General features: G+C 47.7%; 24 protein-coding genes and 1 other RNA gene. 5 read left to right on the plus strand and 20 right to left on the minus strand.

Translation table 11 applies throughout. The features are described from left to right. Positions 1 to 8 precede the first annotated feature (8 nt). The 10 genes from mraZ to F5971_RS04770 form a co-directional block, all read right to left on the minus strand. The gene (gene mraZ / locus F5971_RS04725) at positions 9 to 461 is read right to left on the minus strand and encodes a division/cell wall cluster transcriptional repressor MraZ (RefSeq protein ID WP_036509638.1); all 453 of its coding nucleotides are present in this window, start codon (positions 459 to 461) and stop codon (positions 9 to 11) included. A 352-nt stretch (positions 462 to 813) separates the two neighbouring features. Next, the gene (gene amt, locus F5971_RS04730) at positions 814 to 2,151 is read right to left on the minus strand and encodes an ammonium transporter (protein ID WP_193494302.1); all 1,338 of its coding nucleotides are present in this window, start codon (positions 2,149 to 2,151) and stop codon (positions 814 to 816) included. A gap of 43 nt (positions 2,152 to 2,194) precedes the next feature. Next, the gene (locus tag F5971_RS04735; RefSeq protein ID WP_036509521.1) at positions 2,195 to 3,520 is read right to left on the minus strand and encodes an FMN-binding glutamate synthase family protein; all 1,326 of its coding nucleotides are present in this window, start codon (positions 3,518 to 3,520) and stop codon (positions 2,195 to 2,197) included. A 10-nt stretch (positions 3,521 to 3,530) separates the two neighbouring features. Next, positions 3,531 to 4,214, minus strand: coding sequence for a GltB/FmdC/FwdC-like GXGXG domain-containing protein (locus F5971_RS04740; protein WP_036509519.1), 684 nt, complete (start codon positions 4,212 to 4,214; stop codon positions 3,531 to 3,533). A gap of 11 nt (positions 4,215 to 4,225) precedes the next feature. Further along, on the minus strand, positions 4,226 to 5,131 hold the full coding sequence (locus F5971_RS04745) for a class II glutamine amidotransferase (RefSeq protein WP_036509515.1): 906 nt from the start codon (positions 5,129 to 5,131) through the stop codon (positions 4,226 to 4,228). Positions 5,132 to 5,153: 22 nt separating this feature from the next. After that, a complete protein-coding gene (glnT, locus tag F5971_RS04750) occupies positions 5,154 to 6,488 on the minus strand; it encodes a type III glutamate--ammonia ligase (RefSeq protein ID WP_036509505.1) in 1,335 nt (444 codons plus the stop codon). Beyond that, positions 6,485 to 6,970, minus strand: coding sequence for a hypothetical protein (locus F5971_RS04755; protein WP_051514313.1), 486 nt, complete (start codon positions 6,968 to 6,970; stop codon positions 6,485 to 6,487). The genes glnT and F5971_RS04755 overlap by 4 nt, the downstream gene beginning before the upstream one ends. After that, a complete protein-coding gene (locus F5971_RS04760; protein WP_036509502.1) occupies positions 6,967 to 9,879 on the minus strand; it encodes a 2Fe-2S iron-sulfur cluster-binding protein in 2,913 nt (970 codons plus the stop codon). The genes F5971_RS04755 and F5971_RS04760 overlap by 4 nt, the downstream gene beginning before the upstream one ends. Next, entirely contained in the window at positions 9,863 to 10,129 is a 267-nt protein-coding gene (locus F5971_RS04765) for a sarcosine oxidase subunit delta (RefSeq protein WP_036509499.1), read from the minus strand. Before F5971_RS04765 ends, F5971_RS04760 begins: the two co-directional genes overlap by 17 nt. 10 nt (positions 10,130 to 10,139) lie before the next feature. Continuing rightward, positions 10,140 to 11,381 carry an FAD-dependent oxidoreductase gene (locus tag F5971_RS04770; protein WP_036509497.1) on the minus strand — a complete coding sequence of 414 codons (1,242 nt, stop codon included), beginning with the start codon at positions 11,379 to 11,381 and terminating at the stop codon, positions 10,140 to 10,142. 351 nt (positions 11,382 to 11,732) lie between these two features. Between F5971_RS04770 and F5971_RS04775 the strand changes: the two genes are divergently transcribed. Next, complete coding sequence (locus F5971_RS04775; protein WP_036509493.1) at positions 11,733 to 12,326, plus strand: helix-turn-helix domain-containing protein; 594 nt, start codon at positions 11,733 to 11,735, stop codon at positions 12,324 to 12,326. 20 nt (positions 12,327 to 12,346) lie between these two features. On the opposite strand, the gene rnpB is transcribed toward F5971_RS04775, so the two are convergent. Together rnpB and rsmI are read right to left on the minus strand one after the other, a co-directional pair. Next, an RNA gene (gene rnpB, locus F5971_RS04780) (RNase P RNA component class A) lies at positions 12,347 to 12,701 on the minus strand. Between the two features lie 37 nt (positions 12,702 to 12,738). Further along, on the minus strand, positions 12,739 to 13,575 hold the full coding sequence (gene rsmI / locus F5971_RS04785; RefSeq protein WP_193494303.1) for a 16S rRNA (cytidine(1402)-2'-O)-methyltransferase: 837 nt from the start codon (positions 13,573 to 13,575) through the stop codon (positions 12,739 to 12,741). Positions 13,576 to 13,609: 34 nt separating this feature from the next. Between rsmI and F5971_RS04790 the strand changes: the two genes are divergently transcribed. The 4 genes from F5971_RS04790 to F5971_RS04805 are packed head-to-tail and all read left to right on the plus strand — an operon-like array spanning position 13,610 to position 16,960. Beyond that, on the plus strand, positions 13,610 to 15,412 hold the full coding sequence (locus F5971_RS04790; RefSeq protein WP_193494304.1) for a penicillin-binding protein activator: 1,803 nt from the start codon (positions 13,610 to 13,612) through the stop codon (positions 15,410 to 15,412). Between the two features lie 7 nt (positions 15,413 to 15,419). Then, positions 15,420 to 15,770 (plus strand): YraN family protein, encoded by a 351-nt coding sequence (locus tag F5971_RS04795; protein ID WP_036509486.1) that lies wholly within the window; start codon positions 15,420 to 15,422, stop codon positions 15,768 to 15,770. Between the two features lie 24 nt (positions 15,771 to 15,794). After that, positions 15,795 to 16,382 (plus strand): SIS domain-containing protein, encoded by a 588-nt coding sequence (locus F5971_RS04800; protein WP_036509483.1) that lies wholly within the window; start codon positions 15,795 to 15,797, stop codon positions 16,380 to 16,382. 2 nt (positions 16,383 to 16,384) lie between these two features. Then, positions 16,385 to 16,960: a BON domain-containing protein gene (locus F5971_RS04805; RefSeq protein WP_193494305.1), complete on the plus strand. Its 576-nt coding sequence runs from the start codon at positions 16,385 to 16,387 to the stop codon at positions 16,958 to 16,960. 44 nt (positions 16,961 to 17,004) lie between these two features. On the opposite strand, the gene F5971_RS04810 is transcribed toward F5971_RS04805, so the two are convergent. The 8 genes from F5971_RS04810 to zapE all read right to left on the minus strand — a co-directional run bounded on the left by F5971_RS04810 (position 17,005) and on the right by zapE (position 23,191). Then, the gene (locus F5971_RS04810; RefSeq protein ID WP_036509479.1) at positions 17,005 to 17,421 is read right to left on the minus strand and encodes a ClpXP protease specificity-enhancing factor; all 417 of its coding nucleotides are present in this window, start codon (positions 17,419 to 17,421) and stop codon (positions 17,005 to 17,007) included. 17 nt (positions 17,422 to 17,438) lie between these two features. Beyond that, positions 17,439 to 18,071 carry a glutathione S-transferase N-terminal domain-containing protein gene (locus F5971_RS04815; RefSeq protein ID WP_036509477.1) on the minus strand — a complete coding sequence of 211 codons (633 nt, stop codon included), beginning with the start codon at positions 18,069 to 18,071 and terminating at the stop codon, positions 17,439 to 17,441. Positions 18,072 to 18,160: 89 nt separating this feature from the next. Beyond that, positions 18,161 to 18,934, minus strand: a complete 774-nt coding sequence (locus F5971_RS04820) for a cytochrome c1 (protein ID WP_036509474.1) — start codon at positions 18,932 to 18,934, stop codon at positions 18,161 to 18,163. Continuing rightward, positions 18,934 to 20,190: a cytochrome b gene (locus F5971_RS04825; RefSeq protein ID WP_193494306.1), complete on the minus strand. Its 1,257-nt coding sequence runs from the start codon at positions 20,188 to 20,190 to the stop codon at positions 18,934 to 18,936. The genes F5971_RS04820 and F5971_RS04825 overlap by 1 nt, the downstream gene beginning before the upstream one ends. Further along, a complete protein-coding gene (gene petA, locus F5971_RS04830; protein ID WP_036509471.1) occupies positions 20,190 to 20,786 on the minus strand; it encodes a ubiquinol-cytochrome c reductase iron-sulfur subunit in 597 nt (198 codons plus the stop codon). The genes F5971_RS04825 and petA overlap by 1 nt, the downstream gene beginning before the upstream one ends. 287 nt (positions 20,787 to 21,073) lie before the next feature. After that, positions 21,074 to 21,466, minus strand: a complete 393-nt coding sequence (rpsI, locus tag F5971_RS04835; RefSeq protein WP_036509469.1) for a 30S ribosomal protein S9 — start codon at positions 21,464 to 21,466, stop codon at positions 21,074 to 21,076. A 13-nt stretch (positions 21,467 to 21,479) separates the two neighbouring features. After that, positions 21,480 to 21,911 (minus strand): 50S ribosomal protein L13, encoded by a 432-nt coding sequence (rplM, locus tag F5971_RS04840; RefSeq protein ID WP_036509466.1) that lies wholly within the window; start codon positions 21,909 to 21,911, stop codon positions 21,480 to 21,482. A 170-nt stretch (positions 21,912 to 22,081) separates the two neighbouring features. Further along, entirely contained in the window at positions 22,082 to 23,191 is a 1,110-nt protein-coding gene (zapE, locus tag F5971_RS04845; protein ID WP_036509634.1) for a cell division protein ZapE, read from the minus strand. Positions 23,192 to 23,301 lie beyond the last annotated feature (110 nt).

A 23,301-nucleotide genomic window follows, 5' to 3' on the forward strand; every position in this document is an offset into this window, starting at 1 on the left:
CGCGTTATTTAGAGTGACAAATCGAGCATTTCAGCAGGCAATTCTGCTGAATCCGTCTCATCAAGATATTCATCACGAGTTTCGTTCCAATGAGATTCACTCCATATCTCAAACTTTCGTCCTTGGCCTAGCAGTATGAGCTTCTTATCCAGCCCTGCGTATTCACGCAAGCTTGATGGCAGCAATAAACGACCATTGGCATCAAGCTCAAGATCTGTTGCATGACCAATCAATAAACGCTGGATGCGTCGAGCGGCTTTATTAAAGCTGGGTAAAGCCTCGATTTTTGCTTGTATGACTTCCCACTCCGGCAAGGGATACAGCAATAAGCAACGCGCTTCAGTGTCAATAGTGGCCACCATCTGTCCATTGCAATGCTCAGCGATCATATCGCGATAGCGAGCCGGAACCGCGAGGCGTCCCTTTGCATCCAGATTGATCGGATTGACTCCGCGGAACATGATGCCCACTGAACCTCCATTTACCCCACTTTGAACCACTTTGAACCACTTTTACCCACAATTGCACACTATAGATAGTAAGCCCAACCAATGCAAGGGCAGGCATGAGGGCAAATCAGCATTTATCAATTGTGCAAAAAGAGCAGATCTCTGACATGACTGCACGACAGGCAGAAAACTCTTTAAAGTCAACCCTATAAATCAGAAAAAACAGAATACTGTTAATAAAAACAGTGTCGTTAGGCGAGATCCAGAGCGAAGTTTTCACGCAAATTTAATTATTATTTTTTTGTAAACGTCAGGCATAAAAAAAGGCCTATACAGGCCTTTTGGATGGAGGGTTTACGATGTTTCAACCCGCAGCTGCAGGTGATGAAACGCGGGATGACCGTGTTGTTGATGAAGTCGAGTCTGAATCCTGATAAGGATCGGACGCTTGAGATGCTGGACCAAACTCAGGATAGGCCAACATCCCACATTCATGGATGTCCATGCCTTCAAGTTCTTCATCCTCGCTCACGCGCAGAGGCATAATCAGATTCAAGATAAACAACACGACAAAACTGGCGACAAACATCCAAGAAATGATGACCAAAGTGCCTATCAATTGCCCCATAAACGTTGCCTCTGAGTTACTGAGCATAACGGCAAAAATCCCCCAAATTCCGGCACTGCCGTGAACCGATATCGCACCGACGGGGTCATCCAGTTTGAGCTTATCCAAAGCCAATACAGACACGACGACAACTATTCCACCGACAGCCCCAATCAACACAGACAATCCCGGCGATGGCAACAGGGGTTCAGCTGTAATGGAGACCAAACCTGCCAAAGCCCCATTAATCGTCATCGTAATATCTGTTTTGCCAAACAGGAATTTAGCAAAGAGTGCAGCAACGACTGCACCTGATGCTGCGGCCGCATTTGTATTGACAAAAATTTGCGCAACGGCGTTGGCTTCTTCAAGGTTTGCGATCTTTAATTCAGATCCGCCATTAAACCCAAACCACCCCATCCATAGAATAAACATACCCAACGTGGCCATGGGCAAATTTGCGCCTGGGATGGGTCTCACCTCGCCCTTGGGACCGTACTTCCCCTTGCGCGCACCCACCAAAATGACCGCTGCTAAAGCAGCCGCCGCTCCTGCTGCATGCACGACGATGGAGCCTGCAAAATCCTGGAAGCCCATTTCATCTAGGAAACCACCACCCCACTTCCAGTACCCAGATACCGGATAAATCACACTCACCATAAAAATGGCAAACACGAGAAATGGCCAAAGTCGCATTCTCTCGGCAACAGCGCCAGAGACAATGGACATGGTGGCTGCAGCAAAGACGGCTTGGAAAATAAAATCCGCCATACTGGAGTAGTAAGGGGCATCTTCGTCACCGCTTAATACACTTTCCAATGTGTGATCTTCGCCCAGTAAAAAGTCTATACCTGGAATCAGGCTATTGACGGGCGCACTGGGGTACATAATGTTATAGCCAATAAACAGATAAACCGTGCAGGCAACGCCGTATAAAAGAACGTTTTTGTTCAAGATTTCAACGGTATTTTTTGAGCGCACCAAGCCAGCTTCCAGCATCGCAAAGCCTGCGGCCATCCACATCACGAGTGCCGTGCACATCAAAAAATAGAAGGTATCTAGGGCATAGCCCAACTCAATAATCATAGGATCCATCGTCGTATCTCCCGAATAGGCTCTCTGGCAGAGGACATATCATTTAAAAGGATTGACCGGGTATCCATTGAGTTCCAGCCAATGGCACCCGCGCCATGGCTGCAGCCTCAACGGTCAGCGCAACTAAATCCTCTGGTTCTAAATGGCGAAGATCATTTTTGCCACAAGCTCGAGCCAGTGTTTGCGCTTCTAAGGTCAGCACCCGCAAATAATTTGCAATTCGGCGCCCTCCCTCAATTGGGTCTAGTCGCTGCATTAAGTCAGGGTCCTGCGTGGAAATACCCGCTGGGTCTTTTCCTTCGTGGTAGTCATCATAAAAACCGGCAGCGGACCCGATTTTTTCATACTCCGATTGCCATTTAGGGTGGTTGCATCCCAAGGCAATCAACGCCGCCGTACCAATTGCAACCGCATCCGCCCCTAAGGCCATGCATTTAGCAACATCTGCGCCATTGCGAATCCCGCCCGATACAATTAACTGCACCTTACGATGCATACCCATTTCTTGCAGAGCTTGCACGGCTTGAGGAATGGCAGCCAGAGTCGGAATACCCACATGCTCAATGAATACATCCTGTGTTGCGGCCGTTCCACCTTGCATACCATCCACCACAATCACATCTGCACCAGCCTTGACGGCCAGCTTGACATCGTAATAGGTTCGCGTGGCACCCACCTTAATGTAAATTGGCACCTGCCAATCGGTGATTTCTCTAAGCTCCTGAATCTTAATGGCCAAGTCATCAGGCCCAGTCCAATCCGGGTGTCGGCATGCAGAGCGCTGATCGACTCCCTTAGGTAACGTCCGCATCATTGCGACGCGATCCGTGATTTTTTGCCCAAGGAGCATGCCGCCACCGCCAGGCTTCGCTCCTTGCCCTAGAACGACTTCAATGGCGTCAGCTTTACGAAGATCATCCGGATTCATACCGTAGCGTGATGGCAAGTATTGATAGACGAGCTTACTGGATTGCCCTCGCTCTTCTGGGGTCATGCCACCATCCCCTGTCGTTGTTGACGTTCCAACAGCAGAGGCACCTCGTCCTAAGGCTTCTTTCGCATTTGCCGATAAGGCACCAAAACTCATGCCTGCAATCGTGACGGGGGTTTCGATCACAATCGGTTTTTTGGCAAAACGTGTACCTAAGGTGACAGAGGTATTGCACTTCTCACGGTAGCCCTCAAGTGGGTAGCGCGACATACTGGCACCTAAAAACAACAAGTCGTCGAAATGCGGTACTTTTCGTTTCGCACCAAAGCCACGAATATCATAAATGCCTGTGTCTGCGGCACGTTGAATTTCAGCAATCGTATTACGATCAAAGGTTGCGGACTCGCGCATACCGGGCTTAACATTGATATCAGTCATACTAAATTCCTCAGTAGGCAGATGCATTATCCACTTTAAAGTTGTAGAGATTACGAGCAGATCCATACCGCTTGAATGCTTCAGGCTCTTCATCGATTCCAGAGCGATTAAACAAGTCTTTTAAGGTTTGAAGGTGTTCGGCACGCATCTCTTTTTGAACACAGTCCGCACCAAGAGACTTCACATTCCCTTTCACGAAGATTTGCACCTCATAGAGCGAGTCTCCTAACGCATCGCCAGCATCACCACAAACAACCAAGTGACCCGCTTGCCCCATAAAACAACTCATGTGCCCAACATTGCCTTTAACAACAATATCCACGCCTTTCATCGAAATACCGCAACGCGCACCCGCATTGCCTTCAATGACCAACAAGCCGCCGTGTGCCGTAGCACCAGCCGCTTGCGATGCATCGCCTTTGACACGAATACTGCCCGACATCATATTTTCACCCACGCCTTGGCCAGCATTTCCGTGAATGACAAGATGGGCTTTTTTATTCATCCCGCCACAGAAGTAGCCAGTGTGTCCCATGATGTCGACAGAGAGGTTTTGATCCAAACCGCAGGCAATATTGTGTTTTCCGGCGGGGTTAAGCACTTTCCATTCACGTTCAGTGCACTCGGGTGCCTGATCATGTAAGGCTTGATTTAAATCTCTAACGCTTTGATGTGTGATATCAATAGTTCTCATCTCATCGCTCCTCAAACACTTGCTCTTTCCCAGGCATAGACAGTTGCAGGCTCAGGTTCCCATACTTTGGCATTTTCAATTCCAGGCAAGCTGGTTAAGGCTTGATACTCAGATGCCATCGCCACATAGTCGTCTGTTTCAGCCAAAACAGCTGGCTTACACGCGATGGGGTCCCGGATCACCGCAAAGCCATCTCGTGTCCCGATGGTGAAGGTAAAAAAGCCGTCAAGATCCGTCAGCGCACCTTCAAGGGCTTGTTTGAGCGTGTCTCCCTCACGTAAACGCCACGTTAAATAACCCGCCGCCACTTCAGAGTCGTTTTCCGTTTCAAAACTGATTCCTTCCCGCTTCAGGTTTTCACGTAAGCGGTTATGGTTTGAAAGTGAACCATTGTGTACAAGACACAAGTCCATGCCTGTTGAAAAAGGATGGCTTCCAGCCATGGTCACGGCCGACTCCGTCGCCATACGGGTATGGCCAATAATGTGGGTTCCTTGCATGCCCGATAAGGAAAAACGTTCTGAAATTTCAATCGGCAGCCCAACTTCCTTTAAAATTTCGATAGAACGACCAACGCTTAAAATCAATACATCCTTTGCATGCTCCGCGAACCAGCCTCTTGCTGACACCTCATCCGCTTCCAGCTTAAAAACGGCTACGTTGGCATTTTGGAACCAACTCAACTGAGCACTCAGCTCCGTTTTAGCCCGTTCAGCTAAGGTCTCCCAATCAAAATAGGGATCGGGATGTCTCAACGTCAGCTTAATCCAATGCTCAGGTACTTCATCTCCATAGATGGCAAACCCCGCGCTGTCTGGGCCTCTTTCTGTCATTGCAATTAACATAGGCTCAAATAAAGCGCCTAACTTCGGACCTAGAGCAGGATTTTTTAAATACAATCCGACAATTCCACACATACTAATCTCTCCTACATTCCAACTAGAAAAACTCTGCGTATTGTTTTAATTCCCAATCGGAAACATGGCGGCTGTACTCAATCCACTCCATGCGCTTGATATTGATAAACTCCTTCACAAACGCCTCTCCCAGCACTTCAGAAAACATGCTGTTGGCTTCAAGTGCATTAATCGCCTCATCAAGGTTTTGTGGCAAAATCTCAATGCCCTTCTCTTTGCATTGCTGACGATCAAGTTCATATAAGTTGATGTTGTGCGGCTCACCCGGATCGAGCTCTCGCTCAATGCCATCCATACCCGCCGCAATCAATGCAGCGTGCACCAAATAGGGATTACAACCGGAGTCGGGCAAACGAAACTCTAGACGTCCGTATGGAATTCGAACCATTGCCGAGCGATTGTTATCACCGTAACAAATATATGCAGGCGCCCAAGTCGAGCCTGATAACGAGCGCCCGACCACTAAGCGCTTATATGAGTTGACGGTAGGGGCCGCAAAGGCACAGAGGGCCGGAGCGTGGTGCAGTAAGCCAGCAATGAAGTGATAGGCCATTTTAGACAAGCCCATACCGCGCGGGTCCGAGTCATCATTGAACAAATTACGCCCATGTTCATCCGAAATAGACAGATGGAAATGCATGCCATTACCGGTCCGACTGGCATCCGGTTTTGGCATAAATGAGCAGACCATGCCCAGCTTATTGGCAATTTCGCCCGCTGCCATGCGAACGAAGGTAAAACGATCTGCCGAGGTTAGTGCATCGCTATAGGTGTAGTTAATTTCAAACTGCCCATTGGCGTCTTCATGATCGATTTGATACACATCAAAGTCGACAGCTTGCAGAGACTCCACCAATTGCTCTAAGAATTCTCGTGATCGCGATAAGCCTTTATAGTCATAACAGGGTTTATCCAATACATCACTTTCATCCACAGGCACCAACTTGCCGTCTTGTGTTTTGCGAAAGAGGGAGAACTCCGGCTCTAATCCTGTGTTTAATGTCCACTTTTTCTTTTCTAAACGCTTTAACTGCTGCTTTAACAACACGCGGCTGCAAAATGGATGAGGCGCTTTATTCACATAGCCATCACATGCCAAACGAGCATAGCCTGGCTGCCAAGGCACCGCACTTAAGGTCGACAAGTCACCACGTGCCATGAAATCAGGCCCATGCGGCTGCATTCCCATCCCCCACACAGCGAACCCTGCAAACCCTGCACCTTTTTCGACAACATCCATCAGGGTATGAACGGGAACAGACTTGGTTTTGGCGACACCATGAATGTCGACAAACTGCGCCAAGACATATTTGATCTGATGAGTATCGATGAATGATTGAACATCTGTGGGCATCATAATGCACCTCCTAAATTGACTGATCTCAGCTCTAATTCGTGTATCACGTCGTGAAAAATGTGTTCCAAATACTCGGCATATCCAGGGTCAAACCCAATTAAAATGCCCTGATCAGGATTCGGATCTTTCCAAAGCCAACAGTTAATTCCTGCAACTGCCAACATTTGCCATTCGTTTGGCTGCATCCGATGAAAATCAAATTGACACAGGCACAGCATCGCCTCTTCCCATGCTGATCCCTGAATCTGCAGGATTCGATCATGTCGACGAAAGCACCAAGTTGATTGAGGCTGAACGGCGCTTTCTTTAACAAAGGCCAAAAACTCATCGCGTCCTGTTTTGGCAATCAAATGTCCATCGCTGAACACCGCTGTCATAACCTCTGCGGGCGCTTCCATTCCTGTGAAAGCCACGCTTGAATCAGGTCCCGTCAAGATCCATGCCTGCCAATCTGTGATGGGGGTAAGTTGTACTGATTTCATAGCAACACCTCCTCTACAGCCGATGTTTGCCGAATCCCTTCAGGGTCATAAAAGGGCAATCTACAACGCTCCCCTCTGATTAAACGGCCATCATCAACGCGAATATGAATAGGATTGGAGGTATCGGCATAGGGTTGATCTAACATCACTAAACCTATGACACACTGCTGTGTCGGGCTGTAGGCCACGCTGGTTACGCGCCCCACCATCTCGTTGTTATCAATCACTAAATGGCATTCTTTAACGAGATCTTTAGGTGCACCTTGTGCCAACTTGAAACCCACCAACTGGCGTTGGCAGGATGACTTTAAGCGAGCCAAGGAGGGTTTTCCTGTGAACCAGGCTTTGCTGTTAAGCGGAACAGCCCAAGACATGCCCACTTCGTATGGATGTGTCAAACCGTCCGTGTCTTGCCCTATGATGATATGACCCTTTTCTAAGCGGAGTATGCGTTGCGCCTCCACGCCAAAGGGCTTAATACCCACCGTCTGACCCGCCGCCATAAGCCGTTGCCATACTTCCAATGCCGCGTCATGAGGCAGGTGTATTTCATACCCTAACTCTCCAACAAACCCCACTCGAATAAGCCGAACTGGATAGCCACACAAAAGCCCCTCTCGCATACCAAGGTATGGAAAATCAGACTCAGACAAGGAGATAGATGTCAGAGGCGCAAGTACTTTTCGACTCTCTGGCCCAGCTAAGTTAATCGCCGCCAAACTGCCTGTGCGATTCACCAATCGCACATTTAAGCGACAAAACTGCACGTACTTAGATAATACTTTGTAGGTTGCATCGGCATGACTCGTGGTGGCCGTCACATAAAACTGATCCGACGCCACCCGCCCAACGATGCCATCATCGATAATGACACCACTGTCATCCACCATCAGCGCATAGCGTGTCATGCCTTGTTTTAGCGTCGACATTTTCATGGTGTAGGCTAAATCCAATAAGCGCGCAGCATCTGGCCCCATCACTTCGATTTTGCCAAGCGTCGACACATCGATGATTCCCAAACGGGATCGAACGGCTTCCACCTCTTCTTGAATGCAGTCCAGTCGAGCCGAGGATGCACCGTAATACTCGGGGCGGAGCCAAACACCCGCCTCCATGAACTTCGCCTGATGCGCTTCATGCCAAGCATGAAGTGGACTGCGTCGTTCAGGGCGAAAGCGACGCCCTGCAAGTGCCGAGATAGGCACCGGATGGAAAAATGGGCGAGCCGTTGTCGAGCCTGTTGCGTTAATGCTAAGTCCTTGAGCGCGCGCCAGAACTCGAATGGCATTCATGTTGGAGTGCTTGCCTTGACTCGGCCCCATACCAACCGTCGAGAAACGCTTGAGCAATTCAATATTGTCAAACCCTTCCAGAATCGCGTTTTTTAAATCCTTAAGTTGCAAATCTTCATCAAAATCGATGAAATTTTTCCCTTTGGGATGCTCAATAATTGGCCATGGATGACTGTGTGCAGTGGTATCACGATACTGGGATAAATCACGCGGTTCATGCTGCCCCTTTAGGAATGCAACGGCCTCTTGCGCAACGGCCTTGGCATCGGATATACGCTGATCGACGGTAAACGCGCCATTTAAACGGCCACAAACAAAAATACCCTTGGGTAAAGATTCGGGCACAAATTGCTGGAGAGTCTCATCGTAGCTGAGTTTGCCCCCTGCTTGATAAATTAATTGAGCCGCCGGAACCCATCCCACACTCATCGCGATCAAGTCGCAATCAATGACGTCTTTTTTCGCTAGATCACAGGACTCACCTGATAAGGGGGCTACGATCACACGCTGCACGGACTGACGGCCAATCGCTTCGTAAATGCCGTGTTTTTCCAAAACCCGAATGCCCTTTGCAAGCACCCTCTCAGCCCACTCACCTCGTTGTGCGATGGACTCCATGTCGACAACAGCAACAACCGCTATCCCCGCTTCACACATATCCAGCGCCGCACGATACCCTTCGTCATTACTGGTCAGCACAAGTGCATTTTGCCCAGGCTTAACGGCGTAACGGCTGATCAAGCGTTGAATTCCCGAGGCCATCATTACGCCTGGCAGATCATTGTTACGAAAAACAGCGGGTTGCTCCATAACACCCGTCGCGTGAACAACAGCACGACTACGCAGCTTAATAATGCCGTGAGGTGTTAACAGGGGCAGATAATGATCTGTGTACCAACCGACAGCCAGCGTTGAGGTGTAGAGGCGAATATTTGGGTGCGTGGATACTGACGCTTTCAGAGACTCACGTAACGCTTTAACTCTGGGTTCGTGTGCCAGTTGATAATCGAGACTCCCCCCTATAAAAGGATTCTCATCCACCAGCACCACGTTGAGTTGAGCATCGGCTGCAGCCAAAGCCGATTGCATTCCCGATAACCCAGCGCCAATCACAAGAAGATCACAAAATGCATAGGACTTCGATTGCCGTTGGGCATCCCATTGAGTATTTACCTGCCCCAGCCCTGCCTTGCTCCGAATGATCTTTTCCCAAAAGGGGAAGAGTTTTTTTGGCTTATGGAAGGTTTTGTAATAAAAACCAACCGGAAGAAAACGGGCAGCGTATTCAATTTTGGCATCTTTATCCTTAATGACCGTGCCATTGACGTTGCACGCTGTTAACGTCATGCCAGGCTCTAACGCAACCACATCACCACGAACATTCGGCTTTTCATCTGTTTGGAAAAGTGCGTTGACATCATGATTGGCCAGTGTCAACGCTCCACGAGGACGATGGTATTTAAAACTGCGGCCTAGAATAGATTGACCATTTGCCAACAGACCCGAACTAATAGAGTCACCTTCAAACGCCTGAAACTCTCGGCCTTCAAACGTAAAACGAATTGCGTTATCCCGAGAGATCCACTCATAGGGTTGAGGTTCAAGCCGGTAATTCATATTGCACCTCAGATATATCGACATGGGCTTCTATTTCATCGGTTAGGGTATTGCGCACAACAACGTACCAACGCCCTGTTGGACGGTGGTACCAAGCTTCTTTCAAACTGCAAGGCGCACCTTTGCGGTTAAATACATACTCACTCCAGGTTTTTTCGTCAGCTGCAAGGGGTGGAATGCGAATTTCACCCATATAATCAAACTCACTGATAGGCCTTTTTCCGATCACCGGACACTCTAAAAGCTTCATGACTTGCTCCCTAATGACCAACCGAGGCCGCTCCCTTTTCGCCCACTAGATCGAAGTCGGCAAAACGAGATAAACGAAAAGGTTCTATTAATTCGTGATTGCGCTCGTGCGCTAAGGTCCACGCCATGGTTTTGCCACTGACAGGTGTGGCTTTGAATCCCCAAGTTCCCCACCCTGCATCCAGGTAAAAGCCTTTGACTGGAGTAACCCCCATAATCGGCGCGAAGTCGGGTGTGATATCACTCATTCCGGCCCACTGGCGCATCACATTTAATCGACTCACGAAGGGGAAGAGATCCAACATTTTGTCAGCCAGACCTTCTGTAAAATCGAAGCTGGAGCGTGTTGAATGTAAGACGGATGGGTCGACCGAAGCGCCCATGACCAATTCACCGCGCGATGACTGACTGACGTAGACGTGCAGACTGCCCGACACCACAATCGTATCCATGAATGGCTTTACAGGTTCAGTGACGCAGGCTTGTAAGGGGTAAATTTCAATTGGTGTGGAGAGACCGACCATTTCGGTGATTCGCGGCGTGGAGCCTGCGACCATTGAAATCACTTGGCGACAGCTGATAAAACCGCGATCCGTCTCAACTCCACAGACGCGCCCATTGTCTGTACGGATATTCAAAACACGGGTTTTTTGATGCAGCTCAACGCCTCGATTATAGGCACCACGCGCATAACCCCAAGCAACCGCATCGTGACGCGCAACGGCACCGGGCGCGTGATAAAGTGCCCCCATCACTGGACTGTGACCCGCACAGGTCAAATCCATATAGGGCACTTCTTCAGCCAGCGTTTTTAAGTCGACGACGTCACTGGCGACCCCTAAGTGTTTATTCACTTCAGCACGCCAGCGCATGGTTCTGAGCGCACTGTCGGTATGCGCTAGGGTAAAATGCCCACGTGTCGAGTAAAAGATGTTCAAATCGAAGTCGTCGGCCAAGTCCTCAAAGAGCTTGACACTTGTGTCATAAAACTTAACGCCCTCTGGAGTCAGGTAGTTTGAGCGAACAATCGTTGTATTACGCCCAGTATTGCCACCGCCAATATAGCCCTGCTCCAATACAGCAACATCGGTAATTCCGTGGTCCTTTGCCAAGTAATAGGCACAGGCCATCCCATGTCCACCACCGCCAATAATCACCACGTCATAATGCTTTTTTAGTGGCCGTGCTTCGGGGAAAAAACGGGGTTCATCGTGAGAGCGCTTGAACCCGTACTTCAACAATTGCCAAGGCATAAGGCTCTCCTTGCGCAATGCTTGATTGCCAACCCACCCAGAGTCAGCGGTGCATAGCTCTTTTTAAAAAGATGAGAATAATGCTGTTTCTTCATGGCAAACCTACTTTTACCTTTAAGAAATTTAATTTCTTCTGGATAAAGCAACATTCTTGCCAAACTGACGTGTACAAAAAGACTTAAAACAGATTTTTTACAAGCGCTTGAAAACCAAACAAATAATGAAATAAATATTCCTGATGGGAATTAATAGTTGCGCTATAATAGGAATCCTTGACGCAGAATTGACGCTGAGTCGTGATTCAAATTAGATCCAGATGATCAGGTTCAGCACCAATAAGAGGCATACGGCATGACACAACAAGATCCAAAACTACAACTTGAGCAATACATTGCAATGAAGGTGAAACGCACGCGCGTGGAACAGGGTCTGAAAATTATGGACGTTGCTCGAATTGCAGGACTTAGTCAGGGCATGGTCAGCAAAATAGAAAATGCACAGGTTTCAACAAGCCTAGACACGCTAAGTCGTCTATGTGATGCAATTGGCTTAACTATTTCGAAGTTATTTAGCGATTATGATCGCCCGGAAGGAGGTGCCCAACTGACAAAGTCAGGGCAAGGCATGGAGGTAGTGAGACGTGGAACGGAAAAAGGCCATACTTACCAACTGCTAAGCTACCATCGCGGTAAGAAGAAAACCTATGAGCCTTTTTTGATTTCAATGGATGATGCTGCAGAAGTCTTTCCGACCTTTTCACATCCAGGACAAGAGTTTATTTATATGCTCGAGGGTAAAATACTCTATCGCCACGGCAACCATTTGTATGAAATGGGGCCCGGTGACAGCCTGTCATTTGATGCAGAAGTACCGCATGGACCAGAGCAGCTGATCGAAGTGCCTATTCGTCTTTTATCCGTCATACACTATGATGATGAACATTAACGCCTATAGGACTGTAAAAAGTTGGGAGTTTGCCTGTAAGCCGGGTTCTGTCGTGAACAGTCATTCGTCTCGAATGCATGTCACCATGCACCTCTAGCGACCTACCCGGATCCAGTACGGGCCGCACCTTAAGGATCCCTATTTGGTCTTGCTCTGAGTGGGGTTTTCCATCGCCGTGGAATGTTGCCACCCACGCGGTGCGCTCTTACCGCACCATTTCAACCTTACCGTGACTCCGAAGAGCCCTTAGGCGGTATACTTTCTGTTGCACTTTCCGTCGACTCGCGCCGCCCAGACGTTATCTGGCACTCTGCCCTGTAGAGCCCGGACTTTCCTCCACTTTGCAAGCAAAGCAGCGACTGTCCAGCAAACTCCCGCGGGCAGGATAGCAGGATCTTAATAAAGTGCAAGCCTAGGAATCCAATAAGTGCTGATAAAGGCGTTTTTTATTGGCACCTGTTATAGTTGATGTTAACGCCGCAGCCTTTTTGGGTGGCAACTCAGTTGCCAGTAGCGCCAACATGTCCAAGGTTTTTTTATCCAACTCTTCTTCATCGATCCGAGGGGGTGCACCACGCACAATCACCACAAACTCTCCTTTTTGTTGGTTAGGATCGTCTTTCATCCAATCTAATAAAGAGGCAAGGGTATCGAGCTTAATCGTTTCAAAGGTTTTGGTCAGCTCTCGTGCGACAACAGCCTCACGCGCGCCCCCAAAGACCTCTATCATGTCTTCTAGACTGTCGAGTATACGATGGGTGGATTCATAAAAGATAAGTGTCGAGGTTTCGTCAGCCCATTGATTGAGCGTGCGCACACGACTAACACGCTTTGCTGGCAAAAATCCATAAAACATAAAACGGTCCGACGGCAAACCGGATGCACTTAACGCCGCAATAAAGGCACAACAACCCGGCACGGGGGACACCCGATAACCCGCTTCACGGACACTTCTCACCAGAATATAACCAGGATCTGAAATTAAAGGGGTTCCTGCATCCGAAACCAAGGCTATACTATGCCCTTTGGCAAGATGCTTAAGAATCAGCTCAATTCTTTGACTTTCATTGTGGTCATGGACTGAAATCATGGGCACTTTAATGTTAAAGTGTGCCATTAAACGACCTGAGTGCCGAGTATCTTCAGCCGCGATCAAATCGACCTGGCTCAGCACACGTATTGCACGTTCTGACAGGTCACCAAGATTGCCAATGGGAGTGGCTATGACATACAAAACCGGATCTGACATGATGTTTCCAAATACTTGCAGGAAAAAACAGTATATGACGAATAGATTAGCCTTGTCTTTGACTTTGCTATTTTTTGCTCTATTCCTATCCGCTTGCAGTACCCCTTCGACAGGCACTTTGCAGCCCACTCTTCCTAAGGATGATATTGTCACGCGCTTATTAAACGCCGCCAATCAAGCCAGTGGAGAACGCTCCGTCGAACTGCGTATTGAAGCCGCAAGGGTTTTATACTCCCGAAATCAAACCAATGATGCCAATCAAATCTTAGATCAACTGGACACGCGCACACTACCGACATATTTGAGTTTAAATATTGCCAGTATTCGTGCTGAACACGCGTTGTTGAACAACAATCCGCGCCAAGCCCTCGATTACTGGTCTTACGCACGCTTCCCAGCTGAGCTTGCTCCAGATGATATTTTAGAGATCAGCCAAAGCCGCTCTTCTATTTATCTGCAAACGTCGGATCCGATCAGTGCACTTCGTGAGTTAGTCACAGGTACACAAATGACCGATGATAAGCAAACACAAAATGCACTTCGAGAATTGATTGAAAAAACCTTAGATCAAACATCTCTTGCTGATTTACATGCTGCTGTAAAAAATCCGCAGAATAATTATTTCGAACAAGGCTGGTTTGAGTTGGCGTTGATACAACGTTCAGACCTGTCAGCAGACGAAAAAGAAGATGCGTTAGAAGACTGGGAAGCGCTATGGGCACAGCACCCAGCGACCCTTTCCAGCCCAATATCCCAACAAACGCCCTTTTTCTCCGGCACCGCTCTTGAATCTATAGCACCAGGTAGCCGTCGTATTGGCTTATTACTCCCTTACTCAGGCCCATTGGCCGAAATCGCCCGCTACATTACAGACGGCTTTACAACCGCGATGCTAACAGATGGAGCCTTGAATACACACATTGAAACGCTCGACAGCACGCAAATAACCAACCCAGAACAACTCTTTGAAATTGCGGCACAACGCGGCTTGGAAATTATTATCGGCCCCTTAGAACGTGAGTATGTCAATCGCTTAGCAGAACTGCCCAACCACCCTGTACCCGTACTGGCCCTTAACCAGACCAATACAGGCTCAAACCCACCCTTTCAACTGGATTTATCCAGTGAACATGAAGCCACTGAACTGGCAAAGCGTGCATCTGAGCTGGGATATCAAACTGCTTTGATTATTACAAGTGATACCCCATGGGCGCAACGTTTGGGCCAATCCATAGAACAGGCATTTTTCAGACAAGGTGGACAAACGCTTGCTACGCTCGAATTCAAGGCGCAAGGCGATACCTCTGCACAAATTAGAGGCCTGCTTAACAATGATCGCCTGTTGGCCCAAACCATGCCGCGTCGCTCTCAAAGCGGCCAGCGCGTGAACGTTAGTCATGAAACAGATGTTATTTTCATGGCTGTTGATGCACGTGATGCCCGCTTAATTAACCCAATGCTGGCTTACCACTACGTTGCTAAAATTCCGGTTATGGCGACGTCTCATCTATTCGAAGGCTCGATTGATAACGTACGAGATACCGATCTGGCCCGTATCAGCTTCACTGATATTCCATGGCGCCTCTCCGAGTCTTCCGAACTACGCAATACATTAGCCGCTTCACGTGACAACACCCACACAAACGAAGGCAAGTTTTATGCACTCGGTGCTGATGCTTGGCGTTTGCACTCTGCCTTAAACGAACTAAGCATGCGCCCAGGAAGTTACATTGAGGGTGAGACAGGCCGCCTAAGCGTCGGCCCAAATAAACGCATCATACGCAGACTCTCTTGGGCTACGTTTACAAATGGAATCCCCCAACTCATAAAGGAATAAAATTTTCATGGATCGAAAAACCCTTGGCATGGATGCCGAACAAAGAGCGGAAGAATGGTTGTGCAATCAAGGTCTCATTCTTCTAAAACGCAATGCGCGATGCCGTCTTGGCGAAATAGACCTGATAATGTACGACCGTGATACCATCGTCTTTATTGAGGTGCGACGGCGCAAGCACGCTCAATTTGGTGGAGCCGCGGCTTCAGTTGATTGGCAGAAACAACGCAAGTTAATTCGCACAGCTCGCTATATTATGAGTGGACAAACGGGCTGGGATGGTTATCCTTGCCGTTTTGACGTTGTCGCTTTTGAAGGCGATCAACCACCGATTTGGTACAAAGATGCCTTCAGACCCTGAATTACCTACACTGGATATCCGTTAATGGAACTTGAAGAAAAAATTATTAATCAATTTCATCACTCCATGGAGGTCAACGCCCAAACGATTGAGCAATTCACTCCGCTAATTGCTCAAGCGGGCCAGTTGCTCTGTGAACGCTTAGTGAGTGAGCGTAAACTGCTCTGCGCTGGGAATGGCGCTTCAGGTGCACTGGCTCAACACTTTAGCAGCCTCCTGATTAATCGGTTTCGACACGAGCGTCCTGGCCTCCCAGCCCTTGCACTGAATGCGGACAGCGCCGCCATATGCGCCATTGCAGAAGACAGCAGCTTCGCTGATATTTATTCTAAACAAATCCGCGCCATTGGCATGCCCGGTGATATTTTGATTGCGATTTCAGCAAACGGTCGCTCTGCAAGCTTAGTCCAAGCAATACAAGCGGCGCATGACCGAGAAATGGATGTTATTGCTTTGACAGGTGGCGATGGTGGAAATATGACGGCACTTTTACGCCCCGATGAAATCGAAATATGCATACCGTCCGAAGATGAAATTTTAGTGCATGATGCACAGCTTTTAGTGCTTCATTGCCTTTGCGATTTAATCGATTATCAACTATTTGGAGCCTAACAATGCGCATACTCTTCTCACTGATGTTAATCAGCATTCTTACAGGGGTAACGGGTTGCTCGACATTTGTCAGCGCCACCCGCGAGACACCGATAGAGGAAAACGAAGGTCGCCGAACCCTTGGCAATTACATTGAAGACAACTCCATTGAGTTTAAATCCAAGGTGAATGTCAATAAAGGCAGTGACGCATTAAGAGCTTCCAACATTAACATCAATAGCTTTAATGGGCAGGTTTTGCTAACAGGTCAAGTGCCCAACCAAGCAACAAAAGCTGAAGCAGAACAAGTGGTTAACGTACTTCGTGAAATACGCAAGATTCATAATGAGCTCGAAATTGAAGGCCCTACATCTCTAATGATTCGCGCAAATGACACCTACTTAACTGGACGCGTAAAAGCTCAACTCTTGGCCGACAACAGGACTGAGGGTATGAGAATCAAAGTGGTCACAGAGAATGGCACTGTCTATCTGATGGGACTTGTCACCCCTGCAGAAGCCGATGTCGCTGTTGATGTTATTCGTGGAATTGTGGGGGTCAGACGCATTGTCAAGGTATTTGAATACATTGGCGTCTAGTTGACTTCTACATTAAACAAAAGGGGCTTAAAAGCCCCTTAATATTACTTAACCACTTTTAATCGTGGTTTTTCTTTTGGTACAGCTAACTTTGGTTTGTCAGGTGGTGGCTCTGTTGGGCCACGATCTTCGGCAACCAGCATCTCTGCACCAGGCTCCATACCAAACCCCATACCCTGGCCATTTTCTCTTGCATAAATGGCTAAAATTGCGGGTAAAGGTAAAAACACATTGGTTGGAACCCCACCAAAGCGGGCATTAAACGATACACCGTCCTGATCCATCACCAGATCTTTGACAGCAGAATACGACACATTCAAGATCAACTGTTCTTCTCGCATAAATTGATCGGGAACCATCACGCCTTGAACTTGAGTATCCACCGCAATATGCGGCGCCATGTCGTTATCGGTTATCCACTCATGTAATGCTTTTAACAAATAGGATCTACTCGGTGTCATATACAACCTCAGAGAACTTAGTCTCTCATCTCGCGTTCAGCGTCTGATAAGCTCGCTTGGAAAGACTCACGGCTAAACAAACGTTTCATATAGCTAAATAATGGAGCACATTGCGTCTGGGACAACTCAATCTCCATCACAGGCAAACGCCACAAAAGAGGCGCTATACAGCAGTCTACAATCGTAAACTCATCGCTCATGAAGAAGGGCTTTTCACTGAAAATCGGTGAAATAGAAACTAAACTGTCACGCAATTCTTTGCGGCAACGCTCAATCTCATCGTGATCCGCTACGCCTTGCAGAATTGTATCTGCATATTTGCACCAATCTCTTTGAATACGGTACATAAACAAACGGCTTTCAGCACGAGCAACAGGATAGACAGGTAACAGTGGAGGATGCGGAAACCGCTCATCCAAGTACTCCATCATTACTCCCGACTCATACAACACCAACTCTCTATCCAACAGAGTTGGAAGACTGTTATAAGGATTTAGACCTACAAGATCTTCAGGCATATCGTCAACTTTACAGTCAACAATATCCACCGCGACCCCTTTCTCAGCCAGAACAATTCTTACACGATGGCTGTAGTGGTCATCGCCATCTGAAAAAAAGGTCATGGAAGAACGTTTTGCTACAACTCCCATCGAGTTACCCCACAAACAATCGATTGCTATAAACAAAAAAATCTACGCGGCCTAACGACCGCGTAGCTTCATAAACCAATACCTGAGTATTAGTGTATATCTCTCCAGTACTCTCTCTTCAGCAAGTATGCGAAGAAAGTGAAGATGGCCAAGAATATTAGAACATAGGTACCAATACGCTCAGACTGCAAGCGCGAAGGCTCACCGACATACGCCATAAAGTTAACTAAGTCATATATTGCTTGATCAAACTCGGCAGGACTCATACTTCCAGTGCCCGCTTGAACAGTCAAGCATTGGCCGCTACGCGTTCCTGTCAACGGATCCAGTGTACCACTAAATCCACCACGAGCTTCAAGTTCTTCACTTGTACAGTTGTTGATAACCACACCCTGAAGATCTTCAAGCACGTTTGGCATACCTACGTCCTTGAAGAGAGCATTGTTAACACCCCAAGGTCTTGAGTCATCACGGTAGAACGTACGCAAATAAGTATACAACCAATCAGTACCTCTTAGACGCGCTTCAAGCGTCAAATCAGGTGGTGGCGCACCAAACCAACCTGCGGCATCAGTTTTACTCATAGCGATGGTCATCTGATCGTGAATTTTAAGATCACCACGGATCAAATACTCTTCTACCAAATCATGAGGCAAACCGATATCATCGGCTGTGCGCTCAAAGCGTTGGAACTCCATGGAATGACATCCCATGCAGCGGTTAACATATAGCGCCATACCTCGCTGTAAAGAGGCTTGATCTCGTAGATCTGGCTTCATTGAATCTGTTGGATACGCACTGGCAGCCGCCTGAACTACAGCTGGCAGACACACCATCAATAGTGCAAATAGAAATTTTTTCATCAGCCTGTCACCCTTTGCGGAACTGGTTTAGTACTTTCTAACCTGGTGTAGAAAGGCATCAGGAGGAAGTAACCGAAGTAAAGCACGGTACAGATTTGAGCCACAGTCGTGCGCGCATCTGTCGCAGGCAATGCACCCAATACGCTTAGAATCACAAAGCTGATCGCAAAAACAACCAAGTAAATCTTGCTAATCCAACCTTTATAACGCATTGATTTTACAGGGCTACGATCCAACCATGGCAATACGAATAGAATCGCAATTGCAGCCCCCATCACCACAACACCCCAGAACTTAGCATCTAAGCCAAAGAGGTTGAAGGTTACGGCACGCAACATAGCGTAGAAAGCCGTGAAGTACCATACAGGTGCAATGTGATCCGGTGTTTTCAGCGCATTGGCTGGCTCAAAGTTTGGCCTTTCAATGAAGTAACCGCCGCCTTCTGGGAAGAAGAAAACAACAATCGAGAAAATAAACAAGAAAACGCCCACGCCGACAAGATCTTTGACGCTGTAGTAAGGATGGAAAGGAATGCCGTCTTTCGGAATGCCATTTTCATCCAAATTCTCGCTAATTTCGATACCGTCTGGGTTATTCGATCCCACTTCATGCAATGCAATGATGTGCAAAACAACCAATGCAAGAATAACGATTGGTAAAGCCACAACGTGCAACGCAAAGAAACGGTTCAGAGTAATACCAGAAATCAGGTAATCACCACGGATCCACTGCTGTAGATCAGGACCAATCACTGGGATAGCGCCAAACAGAGATACAATAACCTGAGCACCCCAGTAAGACATTTGTCCCCAAGGCAAGAGGTATCCCATGAATGCTTCGGCCATCAACGCAAGATAGATGGTCATACCAAAGATCCACACCAACTCACGTGGCTTACGGTAAGATCCGTACATCAATCCGCGGAACATATGCAGATAGATAACAACGAAGAATGCAGAAGCTCCGGTAGAGTGCATATAACGCAACAACCAACCGTACTCAACATCACGCATGATGTATTCTAATGAAGCAAACGCCCCCTCATCTGAAGGGTTGTAACTCATGGTCAACCAGATACCCGTTACGATTTGGTTAACCAAAACCAACAATGCAAGCGAGCCAAAGAAATACCAAAAGTTGAAGTTTTTAGGCGCATAGTATTTAGCAAGATGATCATCCCATAGCGCTGTTGCTGGGAAACGATCATCAATCCAGCCCATTAGGCCTGGGTTTCCTTTATTGCGATGACCAGCCATTATGAAGCCTCCTGATCTATACCGATGATAAGCGTCGAATCATCCAGATACGAATGAGGTGGGATAACCAGATTAGTCGGTGCAGGCTGTGCACGGAATACGCGACCCGACAGGTCAAAACGTGATCCATGACACGGACAGAAGAAACCGCCTAACCACCCATCACCCAAATCAGCGGGTGCAATTTCAGGGCGATAGGTTGGTGAACAGCCCAAGTGAGTACAAATACCGATCAGAACAGCGTACTCAGGCCTTAAAGATCTTGCCGGAGTTTTTGGTATGTAATCAGGTTGTTCTGAACGATTTGACTCTGGATCAGCCAATCGATCATTCAAGCGTTCTAGATTCGCCAAGGCTTCTTCGCCACGACGCACGATCCAGACCGGCCTTCCTCGCCATTCAACAATCATTTGCTGACCAGGCTCTAGCTTACTCACATCCGCTCTAGCAGGCGCACCTGCGGCTTTTGCTTTTGCACTAGGATGCCAGGACGCTACGAACGGGACAGCCGCACCTACAGCACCCACTGCGCCTAACGCAGATGTTGCACCGAGGAGTAGCCGACGCCGACCTTTATTCACGCCGTCATTGCTCATTAACTTCATCTCCACTCATTCGACGACCACTTTCCGAAAAATACGGTCAGTTCCGTCGCCAGTCATTTAAAACCCACAAATCGGATTCTTCAAATGGCGCAAATAGTAAAGAAAATACCCGATTTTTACAAGGTTAAAACCAGTCTACCTTAGGCCTATTCACATTTAAAAAACAGCCTAATACGCAATTAAAGTTTTGAAAAAAATAAAAAACCACAAAAAAACCCGAACCATGAAAGATTCGGGTTTTTTGATAAGAATCAATTTGCCCAGAAGGCAAACAAAAATTAACGCTTGGAGAACTGTGGACGCTTACGCGCTTTACGCAAGCCGACTTTCTTACGTTCAACCATACGCGAGTCACGAGTCACGAAACCAGCTTCACGCAAGGAAGCACGCAACGTCTCATCGTACTCCATCAAAGCACGTGTAATACCATGACGAATAGCACCGGCTTGACCGAAGCCACCACCACCTGCAACCGTTACATATACATCGAACTTTTCAGCGGTACCCGTCAACTGCAACGGCTGCATAACAATCATGCGCGCAGTTTCACGACCAAAGTAGTTTTCCATGGTGCGTTGGTTAATAGTGACCTGACCTGTACCTGGACGCAAGAAGACGCGAGCAGTAGAGGTTTTACGACGGCCTGTGCCGTAATACTGAGTAATAGACATATTCGCCTTCCCCTTAGATATTCAGTTCTTTAGGTTGCTGAGCCTGATGCGGGTGCTGATTACCAGCATACACTTTCAGCTTAGTGTACATAGAGCGACCAAGTGGGCCTTTTGGCAACATGCCTTTTACAGCCAATTCAATCGTACGCTCAGGGAAGGTTTGAATCATCTTAGTGAAGTTTGCTTCCTTAAGACCGCCTGGGAAACCAGAATGACGGTAGTACATCTTATCATTGCGCTTGTTGCCTGTTACGTGCACTTTCTCAGCATTAACAACAACAATGTAGTCACCTGTGTCCACGTGTGGAGTATATTCAGGCTTGTGCTTGCCACGCAGACGGCGAGCAATTTCAGTTGCCAAACGGCCTAAGGTTTTACCCTCTGCGTCAACAACGTACCAGTCGCGTTTTACTTCGGCTGGCTTAGCGCTTACTGTTTTATTCATGAAATTATCACCTTAACTCGATAAGTCTCATTCCGCACCACAAGAGATACGGGCCCGACTTAGCTTATAGTTATTCGTTGGACAAACATTATCCAACCTTCACGTTCCCAAATTTTGGGAGCGGGCATTATACTGACTTTATCTCAGCTTTACGAGCACTGTTTTGCTTTTTATGCAGATCGATGTTCTCTTGCCAAGTATTCATGCGACTGCATTTCAAGCAAACGACTTTTAGTGCGTTCGATTTCAAAGGACAAGCGACCTTCGGTGTAAATATCATGTATGCTGGTTTCGGCAGATAAAATCAACTTAACGCCACTGTCGTAAAACTCATCCACTAAGTTTATGAAACGCCGTGCCGCATCATCATTCTGGCGCCCCATCTGTGGGACATTACTGACCAGCACTTCGTGGTAGATTTTCCCCAACTCGATATAATCATTCTGAGAACGTGGGCCTTCGCACAACTCTTTAAAGTCAAACCACACAACATCTTCGCACACACGCCGACATTTAATTTGACGACCGTTAACCTCAATCAGCTTATCCCGCTCAGCGATGTCGATATCCGGTGCTAAGCTTTCAAAGCTTTTATTCAAGCTGATGTCCGCGTCTGCATCTAGCGGAAAATGGTACAACTCGGCTTGCTCTAACACCCGCAGACGATAATCGATACCGCCATCAACGTTCACGACCTCGGTATACTTGTTGAGCAGCGCAATTGCGGGCAAAAAGCGCGCACGCTGCAATCCATCCTTATATAAACCATCAGGCACAATATTCGAAGTGGCGACTAAGGAGACACCGTTTGCAAACAATTGCTCCAGCAACCCGCCCAAGATCATGGCATCGGTTATATCCGTCACAAAAAACTCATCAAAGCAAATAATTCGAGTTTCGGCGGCATACTTTTTACCGATTTCAACCAACGGGTTTTTAGTCCCCTCAAGCTGCTTCAGCTCTTTATGAACCCGCTGCATAAATCGATGGAAATGCGTGCGTGTTTTATGTTCAAAAGGCAGACTGTCGTAAAACGTATCCATCAAGTAGGTTTTGCCACGCCCTACTCCACCCCAAAAATACAGACCTTTTAAGGGCTCTTTCGACTCTTTACGCATAATCCCCGTCAAACGACGAATCATACTGGGCACAGGTGCGTTAACAGACGCAATCAGCTCATCGTATAAGCGTTGAAGATGCTTAACCGCCATCTCTTGTGTAGGATCATAGGTAAAATCATCACGCTGAAGATCTTTTTTGTAACGCTCTAAAGGTGTCATTAAGCTCCAACCCCTGCCAATCGTGTAAAACAAGCGCGCAACTTTACTGCGCGCCGACTTGACTTGCAATTATTCGTTGGCCTTAACGAATAATCCTTTACCATCGGCCA

Origin of the sequence: Nitrincola alkalisediminis, from assembly GCF_009821115.1 — a bacterium.
Taxonomy (GTDB): Bacteria; Pseudomonadota; Gammaproteobacteria; order Pseudomonadales; family Balneatricaceae; genus Nitrincola; species Nitrincola alkalisediminis.

Excerpts from the sequence above, each read along its gene's own strand:
- F5971_RS04770 (WP_036509497.1), bottom strand. The coding sequence starts at position 11,381 with ATGCCTTGGCAATTGTTGAAGTACGGGTTCAAGCGCTCTCACGATGAA.
- F5971_RS04815 (WP_036509477.1), bottom strand. The coding sequence starts at position 18,071 with ATGGGAGTTGTAGCAAAACGTTCTTCCATGACCTTTTTTTCAGATGGC.
- F5971_RS04810 (WP_036509479.1), bottom strand. The coding sequence starts at position 17,421 with ATGACACCGAGTAGATCCTATTTGTTAAAAGCATTACATGAGTGGATA.
- F5971_RS04795 (WP_036509486.1), top strand. The coding sequence starts at position 15,420 with ATGGATCGAAAAACCCTTGGCATGGATGCCGAACAAAGAGCGGAAGAA.
- rplM (WP_036509466.1), bottom strand. The coding sequence starts at position 21,911 with ATGAATAAAACAGTAAGCGCTAAGCCAGCCGAAGTAAAACGCGACTGG.
- F5971_RS04790 (WP_193494304.1), top strand. The coding sequence starts at position 13,610 with ATGACGAATAGATTAGCCTTGTCTTTGACTTTGCTATTTTTTGCTCTA.
- glnT (WP_036509505.1), bottom strand. The coding sequence starts at position 6,488 with ATGATGCCCACAGATGTTCAATCATTCATCGATACTCATCAGATCAAA.
- mraZ (WP_036509638.1), bottom strand. The coding sequence starts at position 461 with ATGTTCCGCGGAGTCAATCCGATCAATCTGGATGCAAAGGGACGCCTC.
- F5971_RS04745 (WP_036509515.1), bottom strand. The coding sequence starts at position 5,131 with ATGTGTGGAATTGTCGGATTGTATTTAAAAAATCCTGCTCTAGGTCCG.
- zapE (WP_036509634.1), bottom strand. The coding sequence starts at position 23,191 with ATGACACCTTTAGAGCGTTACAAAAAAGATCTTCAGCGTGATGATTTT.
- F5971_RS04735 (WP_036509521.1), bottom strand. The coding sequence starts at position 3,520 with ATGACTGATATCAATGTTAAGCCCGGTATGCGCGAGTCCGCAACCTTT.
- F5971_RS04820 (WP_036509474.1), bottom strand. The coding sequence starts at position 18,934 with ATGAAAAAATTTCTATTTGCACTATTGATGGTGTGTCTGCCAGCTGTA.
- F5971_RS04825 (WP_193494306.1), bottom strand. The coding sequence starts at position 20,190 with ATGGCTGGTCATCGCAATAAAGGAAACCCAGGCCTAATGGGCTGGATT.
- F5971_RS04740 (WP_036509519.1), bottom strand. The coding sequence starts at position 4,214 with ATGAGAACTATTGATATCACACATCAAAGCGTTAGAGATTTAAATCAA.
- F5971_RS04800 (WP_036509483.1), top strand. The coding sequence starts at position 15,795 with ATGGAACTTGAAGAAAAAATTATTAATCAATTTCATCACTCCATGGAG.
- petA (WP_036509471.1), bottom strand. The coding sequence starts at position 20,786 with ATGAGCAATGACGGCGTGAATAAAGGTCGGCGTCGGCTACTCCTCGGT.
- F5971_RS04805 (WP_193494305.1), top strand. The coding sequence starts at position 16,385 with ATGCGCATACTCTTCTCACTGATGTTAATCAGCATTCTTACAGGGGTA.
- rpsI (WP_036509469.1), bottom strand. The coding sequence starts at position 21,466 with ATGTCTATTACTCAGTATTACGGCACAGGCCGTCGTAAAACCTCTACT.
- amt (WP_193494302.1), bottom strand. The coding sequence starts at position 2,151 with ATGGATCCTATGATTATTGAGTTGGGCTATGCCCTAGATACCTTCTAT.
- rsmI (WP_193494303.1), bottom strand. The coding sequence starts at position 13,575 with ATGTCAGATCCGGTTTTGTATGTCATAGCCACTCCCATTGGCAATCTT.
- F5971_RS04765 (WP_036509499.1), bottom strand. The coding sequence starts at position 10,129 with ATGAAGCTTTTAGAGTGTCCGGTGATCGGAAAAAGGCCTATCAGTGAG.
- F5971_RS04760 (WP_036509502.1), bottom strand. The coding sequence starts at position 9,879 with ATGAATTACCGGCTTGAACCTCAACCCTATGAGTGGATCTCTCGGGAT.
- F5971_RS04775 (WP_036509493.1), top strand. The coding sequence starts at position 11,733 with ATGACACAACAAGATCCAAAACTACAACTTGAGCAATACATTGCAATG.
- F5971_RS04755 (WP_051514313.1), bottom strand. The coding sequence starts at position 6,970 with ATGAAATCAGTACAACTTACCCCCATCACAGATTGGCAGGCATGGATC.